The organism is Bacteroides cellulosilyticus DSM 14838 (assembly GCF_000158035.1).
Taxonomy (GTDB): domain Bacteria; phylum Bacteroidota; class Bacteroidia; order Bacteroidales; family Bacteroidaceae; genus Bacteroides; species Bacteroides cellulosilyticus.
The window spans coordinates 1-1,256 of sequence record NZ_EQ973514.1 but is presented as its reverse complement, the minus strand read 5'-3'; the positions used below and the strand labels follow the sequence as shown (position 1 = coordinate 1,256).

The window sequence follows — 1,256 nt, the reverse complement described above, 5'->3', positions numbered from 1 at the left end:
TTTGAAACAAAGCAAATTGAAACAGCTATTACTTTTACATTTGATTCTAATTCACTACGGTATATTCCTAAACTTATTTATTCTTTTGATGACTATATGCCGATAGGTTCAATATATCAAGAGATAGATTTAATTCAATTTATTAAAAATCATTTGAATGATATCCATGGAGGATTTGCTTGTTTTTCTCTTCCTTGTCAAAGTAGAGCTATTAAGTATCACCTTGAGCGTACTGGACATTTTTGCTATATCATTGGGTTGACTTGTTCTTCTCAACAAAGTATTGAGGCAACAGAATATTTATTGAAGCGTATTCATATTGATCGCAAAGATGTTACTAACATACAGTATAGAGGAAATGGTTGGCCAAGTGGTATCACTATTATGTTAAGAAGCGGAGAAGAGAAGTTTGTATCTAATAATTTTTCTATTTGGACGAAGATTTTTCATTCTCGTTTGTTTATAATGCCTCGTTGCTTTCGTTGTAATGATACATTGAATCTAAATGCTGATATAACGCTGGCGGATCCTTGGTTAAAAGATATTCTTTCGTCTGAAACAATAGGGCAAACCTTAATTTTTGAAAATGTGTGTAGTGATATTTTAATCAGAGCATGCCAACTCAATTATATTCAATTGCAGTATATAAACGAGAGAACGGCAGTATCCTCCCAACAAGGAACTATAAATCGTAAAGAAAAATACAGGAATAAGTTGATAACTCGAAAGATTTTATTATTTGTTAATAAGAATAGTATATATAAATCGGTTGTTAAGTCAATACCTTTCTTGTTTGAATTGCATTGTAAAGCCCAAAAAATAATAGAATAAATAATGGATATGATTATATTAAGGAAATATTTAACGTATAAATAAGTGTTATGAAAATATTGATAATAAATCAGCATACTAAAAATCATGGAGATGAGGCAGCTGCTTTGGCACTTATCCGTAGTTTATATGAGAATAATTATACTGATATAACAGTTTTATATAATATGTCTACACCGGATGAGCGTTGCTTTCATAAATATAAAAATGTAAAACACTTGCTGAGGAAAGGTATTATAAGAGGGACTAGTCGAATTATTGACTTTTTTATGAAATATCCAAATTTCTTTACACAAAAGTTACCTTTTCTATTTTCAGAGATACGTAGAGATTACAAAGCAATAAAAGCTGCAGATTATATTATTAGTGCACCTGGAGGGGTTAATATAGGACTTTATCGTGATACTATTTCATTGTGGAGACTT

Annotated in this window: 2 protein-coding genes; both read left to right on the top strand. The window is 30.2% G+C overall.

The window, feature by feature from the left end; all coding sequences use genetic code 11:
- The coding region (locus BACCELL_RS25415) for a Coenzyme F420 hydrogenase/dehydrogenase, beta subunit C-terminal domain (protein ID WP_007215055.1) at positions 1–831 on the top strand (831 nt) is incomplete at its 5' end.
- Positions 832–881: 50 nt separating this feature from the next.
- On the top strand, positions 882–1,256 hold a 375-nt coding region (locus BACCELL_RS25410; protein WP_007215054.1), incomplete at its 3' end, for a hypothetical protein.